The 7,568-nt window shown below is 48.7% G+C and carries 7 protein-coding genes and 1 pseudogene; 4 read left to right on the top strand and 4 right to left on the bottom strand.

What is annotated here, in order from left to right; all coding sequences use genetic code 11:
* A partial coding sequence (locus tag VE954_RS07790) for a hypothetical protein (RefSeq protein WP_324951370.1) occupies positions 1–1,114 on the bottom strand: 1,114 nt, incomplete at its 3' end.
* Between the two features lie 777 nt (positions 1,115–1,891).
* On the opposite strand from VE954_RS07790, the gene VE954_RS07785 reads away from it, so the two are divergent.
* Together VE954_RS07785 and VE954_RS07780 are read left to right on the top strand one after the other, a co-directional pair.
* Positions 1,892–2,098, top strand: coding sequence for a hypothetical protein (locus tag VE954_RS07785; protein WP_324951368.1), 207 nt, complete (start codon positions 1,892–1,894; stop codon positions 2,096–2,098).
* A gap of 586 nt (positions 2,099–2,684) precedes the next feature.
* Positions 2,685–3,476: a hypothetical protein gene (locus VE954_RS07780; protein WP_324951366.1), complete on the top strand. Its 792-nt coding sequence runs from the start codon at positions 2,685–2,687 to the stop codon at positions 3,474–3,476.
* Between the two features lie 196 nt (positions 3,477–3,672).
* Here VE954_RS07780 and VE954_RS07775 read toward each other — a convergent pair whose 3' ends face one another.
* Both VE954_RS07775 and VE954_RS07770 read right to left on the bottom strand, forming a co-directional pair.
* On the bottom strand, positions 3,673–4,272 hold the full coding sequence (locus tag VE954_RS07775; protein WP_324951364.1) for a hypothetical protein: 600 nt from the start codon (positions 4,270–4,272) through the stop codon (positions 3,673–3,675).
* 191 nt (positions 4,273–4,463) lie between these two features.
* Positions 4,464–4,700, bottom strand: a pseudogene (locus VE954_RS07770) (DDE-type integrase/transposase/recombinase); the annotation flags it as partial.
* A gap of 820 nt (positions 4,701–5,520) precedes the next feature.
* Between VE954_RS07770 and VE954_RS07765 the strand changes: the two are divergent.
* Positions 5,521–6,411 (top strand): hypothetical protein, encoded by an 891-nt coding sequence (locus VE954_RS07765; protein ID WP_324951362.1) that lies wholly within the window; start codon positions 5,521–5,523, stop codon positions 6,409–6,411.
* Positions 6,412–6,525: 114 nt separating this feature from the next.
* Here the strand turns inward: VE954_RS07765 and VE954_RS07760 are convergent, their stop codons facing one another.
* On the bottom strand, positions 6,526–6,696 hold the full coding sequence (locus VE954_RS07760) for a hypothetical protein (protein ID WP_324951360.1): 171 nt from the start codon (positions 6,694–6,696) through the stop codon (positions 6,526–6,528).
* A 58-nt stretch (positions 6,697–6,754) separates the two neighbouring features.
* On the opposite strand from VE954_RS07760, the gene VE954_RS07755 reads away from it, so the two are divergent.
* A complete protein-coding gene (locus VE954_RS07755) occupies positions 6,755–7,003 on the top strand; it encodes a hypothetical protein (RefSeq protein ID WP_324951358.1) in 249 nt (82 codons plus the stop codon).
* Positions 7,004–7,568: the final 565 nt, after the last annotated feature.

Here is a 7,568-nt window from a genome sequence, read left to right as displayed (position 1 = left end):
TTCCCTGAGCATCATGTGTGAAGGAAACTGGACAGAAATCCTTTTTACGCTCCCGATCGGGTGTGTCATATCGTGCAACAAAACCGATAGTCTGACCCTGCAAATTCTTGTAGCAATAAACCTGACTCGGCTTTCCGTGTTTCGCATGAACAAAAAACGCTTCATGAGGTTCCGGAAACCTCTCCGGCGGGACATTGGGTGATGTCTTTTGCGAGGGAGTTGATACCCTTCTCGACGTTCCTGCAATTCCAAGCCGTTCCGCGTGTGTTCTGAAAGCATCACTCAAACTGAGGCCATTGAGCTGCGCCCATATATCGATGACATCGTATCTTTCCCCGGTGGCAAAGTCCCTGGCCCTGCCGTCAGGAAAAATAACAAAGCTTCCTTTAGTTCTGTCGGCCCTGAATGGGCTCAAAATGTGATACTTGCCTCCACCGGCCTCCTCTGCATCCGGATGCCAGCTGCCAATTGTCGAGTAAAGGTGCAACCGGATGCGCTCCAGATCATTCTCAGTAAGAGACGAGTCCGACTTTGCATAAAGTTCGTGCCGATACCCATTCTGAGTACCCTGATGATCGGTTGCTACATCTTCTGCTTTTGCTGCTGCAATCTCTTCATCAAGTTTGTCCCGTAGTGCTTCAAACTTGGCGAGAAAGGAATCTACATCAGACTCTTCTGACTTCTCCATGGCGATCAAGCGATCGGCTTCTTTCATTACCCCCTGGCAACGGTTTTCAACAACCCTTGCAAGTTCAGGATCGCCTCCTGACTCCAATTCCTCGATGTCTTCGAAGATCTCAATCAGATACATCCCAAACTCGAGCGGCAGATCTGGATTAAGGCGATCGTAATACTTGGTCAACCGGGCTTCTTCAGCTTTAATTTCTTCAAGAGATCTTGTAAGCCAGCTGAAGCTGCTCCTGGACTTAAAATCGTTCACGATTTGCTGTAAGCAGGCTCGGATCAAGGGGCTGAGTATGTCTTGGGAGGCAGGCAATCTCGACTCACCAATGATCGGGTCGGAGTCCGGACTCGAGCTGCCCGGGGCTTCGCCTGTTTTAATTTGCTTCGTCTTTGAAGAGCACGTTTCTTCATCATCATTAAAAAATTCCACGAATATCCTTTCGCGCGGTCACAAGGCGACGGCACTTTTTGTTTTTTACGGGAAAACGCGATTATGAGGTGGATCTTAAATCTTGGCTTGTCATGTGGGGGTGGTCGAGGCATAACCAGATCTACCACGATTCTGACTGTCTCTTCCAAAGCTGAGGGCTTACAAGGCCCAACGCTTTGACCCTTCGGGGTCCTCCATAAGTCTGACATATACTTTCATTCTTCACTCCTCAAACGCTGAGAGCGCCTCTCGACTATTACCATAATATAGTATTGGAAGGAAAGTGTTCGGCAAGGCTTGCAAGGGTGGCCGCTTCCAATTACAAGCTGACGATTAATAAAAGCGTCCTCGAAGCTTTGACAATTCACGGCTTCACCTCCCACTTGGCGTCTAACTATTGAAGTTAGATGAAGTGACGTTCGACGTTATGGTTCGCGCGGCCAAGGCATGTTCATGGGACGCTATTTGAGGCTGAGTTCGATTCCGGGCATTACTTTGGTCAGAGACTGGATTCAAGTGCGGCGGGAATTTCACGACGTGATAAAATTAGGAGGCAAAGGCGGCCTAGCAATGTGGCAAACCTCGCCGGTGGGCATTTTTTTTGGAGACCGGCATCAGTTCCTGTCAGACTTTTCCGTATTCGATCTGTTTCATAAGAGCCGAGTAATGACGGTCCACCTCAGCAGCTGTGTCACGGGACATGATCCCCTCAACTGCGGGGCTGACTGAACTGCGAACCTTTCCTTCCCTCCGGTCATCGTTGTATTGAAGACATTCGTGACATCTTTCTGGTCACGCACCACAGAATCCTTTGTCACACGCTTTCCGGCTTTTGCCGCACGGCTCATGGCCGAGGCATTGACTCCGGCAATTGACGCAAATTCCCTGATTGATACTGTGGGCAGTTCCGATTCCAATAGTGATCACTGCATCAACGCCCAGGATACGTTGGGCCTCATGGCAGTCATACCGAAATCCACTTGAATGCGTGACGCTTTGGGTGAGCAGCTGAAACCGTTACTTTTGTAAGTTTTACGTGAATCCTGTTTTGACTTCTGCGTCTGACGACTTGTCGTTAGCGCTCATCTATCAATAAAAACTTTGTCACCTGCAATTCCTAAACATTGTTGTTAATTCAAGCGACGGGCATCTCAGAGACGTCGTAACTGCTGACTACCCGAGAATTCCTACGTTTCCAGGTAACATTTTTCGAATCTGAACGTGACAAAAGTCTGTTGTGATCACGTCCGTGATGCTCGAGATCCATGCTTAAGGTTTGATCAGTGCATGTAAGGAAAATGACCTTATCGCTGCACTGGAATTTTTCCTGCCAGGAATCAAGTTTCCTCAGTTGACCCAATTTCGTGTGAACCATATCTATTGGCAACGCGCCCTGCAACCACCCGCAATAATGACCATATTTACAATCCATCAAAAACTCAGGTCTCAGTAATTCTCTTTCTGGACCAATTTCTATCGCTCACTTATTGGAATGGATCTTGCGTACATCTCTCTTAAGAAACAAGACCATAGGGTAATGCGACATCCACTTAACGAGGGGCATCGAAGGATGAAACATCTGGTGCGATTCCTTATCTCTGCAATGTGTTTGCTTATCCTTATGGTATGCAAAAGCAACTTCTCGGGGCGGATTGATTCCAAAGCGGAAAAGGCCAATCCGGCCGATATCGATGACATCAATGGTAGGCCGGATAAGCTATCAGAGGAACCCGTAGGGCTGCCTGGATATCCTTTGGTCTGCCGCTGGCAGGACGCTCCCACAGAATCCACACCCACGGCTAACCTGAGGTGTTATCTCACGGACAAAAGCGGCGAGCCGACCAATCTCGGAGTTGGAGCACTTTGGGCTGTTGAAAATGTGACTCCCGATCTGGAAGTTATCCAAAAGGTGGTAGGTCCGGAGTTCCACATCTCTGTTTCTGGATTAACTGACGTTATCGTTCTCGACGCTTTGCGCACCCTGCAGGTGCGTGTTCAATACGGACCGACCAAAAACTTGGAGAAGAAAGCGCCAATATCGGACTTGCTTAGAGCACAAAACAATGCCTTTAGGCTGGCGTCCACGTGTGATGGTGAATTCGTAGCGATTGTTTCAAGAGAAGAAGATTCCATCATGGTAGGCCCGGTATTTCCGGGATGCGAGGAGCTCGCCGCTTCTTTGAACAACCGGATGCTACCTGATTTAAGTGCAGACCCTACCTTTTTAGCCTCTTGCGAAGAAAGCATCTTCCGCTTTGACCCTATTGAAGATGGTCCCGCCAAAATAATAGAATCAGACCTTCTTGTTCGTGAATATTGCCTGGAACTCGCCGTCTTCATCAATTCAAAAGGAGAGCAATAAAGCGTTGTTGAAAAAGACCACAATTCGACCTCGAAAATATTTGCGACTGAGCCTGCCGAAGCCAGGGCCCCGGAAAGAATGCCTGGAATTTCAGCAGGGGCTTGATCGCCAAGGCTTTCACGCACGCGATAGTTTCAAAATTTCCCAATAATTTACCTGTCAGCCCATTTTGTAGCCATTCATTCCGGGGCCCTGCTCAGAAGAGGAAACCCAGGGTAAACTGCTGCTGAACGATCTGAAGGCTGCCCTTCCCCTGCACGGTATCAAAAGACCAATAACCGATATTCCCCTGTACGCCAGCCCGAAGGTGACCATAGCTGTAGTAGGCGCCTAACAAAAAGGGCACACTGGAACTATAGAGATTGAGCGAAACCGGCCGTTCTGGGTCCGATTGTCGGATACGGAGATTGGAGTAGGTAGGTATACCCGCACACAGAGCCAGTTGCGTGTTTGAGCAAGCCTCGGCCCATAAACTAATCAACCTGAGATGCAAGGTCCGATCCGCGTGAAGGACCGGAACCGCGTCTTCGGGAGTGCGAGCCGTCACATAATCAAGATCGAGACTAATCCCGAGCTTGAACAACTGTGTTTCATTGCTCTTCAACTGTGTCGAGTGGACACTTATTTTTAAACCTGCGTTATGTTCTATACTTTCAGGATCGACGACGTTACCACGCGTCTCAAACGATCCCTCCTTCAGCTGAATGCTAGGCTTAACACGCTGGGCCGAATTCTCTTGGGCCATAAGCCGACCCGTCAAAATCATAAAAGCGAAGGCCAAACGAAAATGAAGCATAGCGAACCTCTCACTTCAAAAAAACGAGTTATATTACTCAAATTCTAGCAAGAAGAAGACCAGCCTATCCTCCTACAAATATGGAGTCAGCTTATCCGCTGGCTGTCAATTTACTAGGCATTAGGCGACTACAGGATGGGCTCTGTCGCACACATTTCCGAGGCTGAAGTGAGGCTTTGAAGGCATCGCAGTTATCCTGCAAGGGCGTAAAACGGCTCGAATGGAGTGGAGCCCTGGATATCCAGCTGGCCTTTCTTGATCATGGCCATCATCTCGATTCCGGCGATGATTTTTGCGGCCGACATGAAGGTCTTGAAGCCCAGCATGGGCCTTGTCCTTTGCCTCACTCGCCTGTGATCCTGTTCGATAAGGTTATTGAGATACTTCACCTGCCGGAGCTCAATGTCAGCGGAATGCTCATGATTGAAAGCCTTGAATACGTATGGCGAGTCCCAGGTCAAGATACCAGAGGTTTTTTGCAACAGAGCCCCTCCATCTCCTGTAGAGATATAATTAAACAATTCACCTAAAACCTATAGCAAGGGATGAGCCTGGGCATGGCAGCGGAAAGATTCTGTGTGAATCTCTCCGCAAAAACGTGATCTCAATAGAATAAAAAAGTTCTTGGGATGCTCTTTTGCACGAAAGTTAATAATTGTAATAGCCAAGAAGGCGATAAAATTCTGCAACGTGTAGAATGCTCCCTGTCGTCAACGCCGACAGCTTTTAAGGAGCGATTTAATCCTACGATTAGATCTGTTAATATTTTTAAGTACTTATATAGGGCATGATCAAGTCGAACAGTAACAATTACTCGATTTATGTCTATTCAGAGACGTTCAAAACCCATTACCTAAATATTTTGTGATAGTTAACCAGCACATGGATAAAGCTGAAAGTTGTGGATTAGGAAAAGAAGGCTCTGTTACGTTGGTAACTTTGTTCGAAGTGATCGAGCAGCTGCGCGCAGGCGTCTGGGCACTGGTAAAAGCGTCCTGTGGGGGTCCGCCGATGTTGTGATATCTCAGTCGTCACGCCCGCTCGCAGCTATCCACTCATGAAATCAAGGCAATCCTGCTCGCTTCCAGAACCCGCCTGAACCTCCTTCCTTAATTTTGACCTTGCTGACCGGCACAATATTTGAACAACGCTTAATGCCAAGGCTGTAGGCGACCACTGGTTACTGCATGTCTGATGCCATTCGCTGCTGTTCCTTGCTCCTGCTGCTCTTGCTGATGCGGAGATAATATGATTGTTAGAATACGTTTTTTGGTTGGTCTGTTGCTCGCCCTATGTCCGCCAGTCCCTTCTGTATTTGGCGAAACCTTTCAGGCAGCAAATGGCCCAGGAGCCATCGGTGAAACGGGCAACCTTTATTTACTGGATCAAGGCTTCTTTGGAAGACCCCTTTATAATGATGTTTTTGGGAAGACGGATAAGCAGCTTACTGGTGCGAGTCAGCTGGGCTACTTGAAAATGTGGAGCGACAGTTCTCTTGAAGTGCGCACTCACTGGCGGTTTATCACGCCATCATTTAAAGAAAAATTCAATGGCGATAAACTTAGCTCACCAGTCGGCCGTTATGCGGACTGGATGGAGCTGCAGACATCCTGGGCTAAAGTCATGACATTCGCAGGAACCCGGGTGCGCTGGCAGTTAAGCATGGGAATCGGTGATATCGGCAATCATGGTGCCAAGCAGGTTCATCGGCAAATACATAGGTGGGTTGGTTCGACTCTCGAAGGACTCGACTATTCTGATCAGCCGACGGGCCGAGATATTAGCTTGGGGATAGAAGGTGGCTTCATCCCTAAAGAGATCAAACTATTCGGTGAAAATTTCGAGACGCTCGCGAATGTGGGAGTTTTCAGAAATTGTTTCATGTCTGAACTTTATTTCAACTATAACGTCGTGAAAACGTTCAGCCAGGATTGGCGAATGGCTTGGGAAGTTAGGATGCCGTATCAGGTGCAAAGCGACGTCTATAAAGAATCAGCACGGAGGGAGCGTTACGAGATGGCCTTGAGTACTCGTTATAAATGGTATCGGCCCTCGATTAAGTACGTATCCCCCTATCTCATAGGGGATAATGTGGGGCAGATCTATGTAGATCCCGTCGCGTTCTTTATTTCATGGTAAAAGGCGGCTCTGTTACAGCTGGATGAAGCCATTATATCCTTGCAAAAACCTGCGGAGGCCGACTCATGCTTTTTGACACCAAAGGATATTGTTTTGAGCGCCAGATCATCATGCTCAACGGTAAATGAAAAAGTAGCGTGAATCCGCACTGCCATGGCGGATAGAATCAAGTTGTTCGATGTTTGCTTCACTTTTGATTGTCCGGTTGATAATCCCCCGGCGCAGGGCCCCGGAAAGAATGCCTACAATTTCAACAGTTGCTGATTTTTCAAGGCTTTCACGCACGCGATAGTTTCAAAATTTCCACTTTGGAGCCGGACTGAATCTGGGAAAACTCAAAGCCATGGCAGAGGAGAAGGGATGCAGGCCGGGTCCCGAGGAAACGGTGGCTGATGTCGTGTTCCTTGACGGAGCGACAACCGCCGAGACGGCTTCGGCCACCAGCGGTAGGGGCGTTGGACCCTCGGTAGTCAGGGAGCTGTGCCGCAACTTTGATGGCGACGCTCATCTTCTCGCCAATGATCAGGGTCAGGGCAGTCTACTGGTGATGAGCTTTGCGGGCAGCAAGGAAGAGCTGAAAAAAAGCGCCTGAGGCGGTACCTGGAACCTGAAGTCAACTCAAAGGACCGTCGGTCCGAGCAGAAGGCTGTGCTCCACAATATCGAATTATGGTATCCAAGTCCTGTCGGGGGACGACCTCCCCCGACATAAGCATGGCGCTGCGACAAGAGATCAGAATCAGACTTGGTCGCACATGCTCTTCTGCAGAAAGCGTTCCTCAATCCATTTGTCTACACATCCAGCGAATTTACGGATATGGATGAATTCGAACCATCGCGACTTGCTACAGTTGACAACGTTTTTAACAATTTGTTCGCCATGTAATTTGTGTTTTCCCCGGTGACTTGGGGCAATCGTCGCACCGACCTTGCGTGGCCCTCGGACTTGGCCATACCCAAGCGAAGGCTTGAGTTCAAGGCTATTGGCCATCCACGTTATGCACTCGGGAGTCATCCTATCGCATTTTGCATGAGACCTCGTCTTGACTCCTGGCGTCAGCCCGTCATTTGTTTTCGTGCCTCCAAACGCTTTGGTGCGATTGATACTCTGACATTTGATTGCGGCTTCCTCCGACTTCGAACCGGTTTTTACGACCA

It is taken from the genome of Oligoflexus sp., from assembly GCF_035638955.1.
In the GTDB taxonomy this organism is placed as follows: domain Bacteria; phylum Bdellovibrionota_B; class Oligoflexia; order Oligoflexales; family Oligoflexaceae; genus Oligoflexus.
The sequence above is the reverse complement of the archived record's forward strand: the minus strand, read 5'-3'. Positions and strand labels throughout refer to the sequence as shown.